This is a genomic window from Macrococcus sp. DPC7161, assembly GCF_004117835.1.
Classification (GTDB): domain Bacteria; phylum Bacillota; class Bacilli; order Staphylococcales; family Staphylococcaceae; genus SDSC01.
Genome location: NZ_SDSC01000031.1, coordinates 1 through 449, shown reverse-complemented (window position 1 = coordinate 449; position 449 = coordinate 1). Strand labels below are relative to the sequence as shown.

The window sequence follows — 449 nt, the reverse complement described above, 5'->3', positions numbered from 1 at the left end:
CAATCATTGTTTACACAGGAGCTGCTCCAGTTCGTTCAATGACGTTACGGTCCAGGTCGGCTCGATGCCTTCCGGCAGCGTGCGGCCATGCGCATTAAGCCAGACGGTCGACAGGCCCGATCTCATACCTCCCAGAATATCAGATTCTGCCGTATCCCCCACCATCAGCACGCGATCGCGGTCAGGATTGCCCGCTTGCGCCAGCGCATAATCGAAAATACGCGGATCCGGCTTCGGCACGCCCACCTCTTCGGAGATCACCAGCGCGTCGAAATGATCGCGCAGGCCGGTGCGTTCAAGGCGGATCTGCTGAAGCGCGGTAAAGCCGTTGGTGATGATCCCAAGCTTCACCTTCCCTTTCAGCGAATCCAGCAGAGAAACGGCGCCAGGCAGCGGCGCGCAGATATCTGCCATGGCATTCAGGAAGGCCTCATTCAGCACCCCAGGAC

At 59.0% G+C, this 449-nt stretch carries 1 protein-coding gene; it reads right to left on the bottom strand.

The window, feature by feature from the left end:
* Nucleotides 1-3: 3 nt before the first annotated feature.
* Nucleotides 4-449, bottom strand: a 446-nt coding sequence (yjjG, locus tag ER639_RS11940; RefSeq protein ID WP_129065971.1) for a pyrimidine 5'-nucleotidase, incomplete at its 5' end; no start/stop codon positions are given.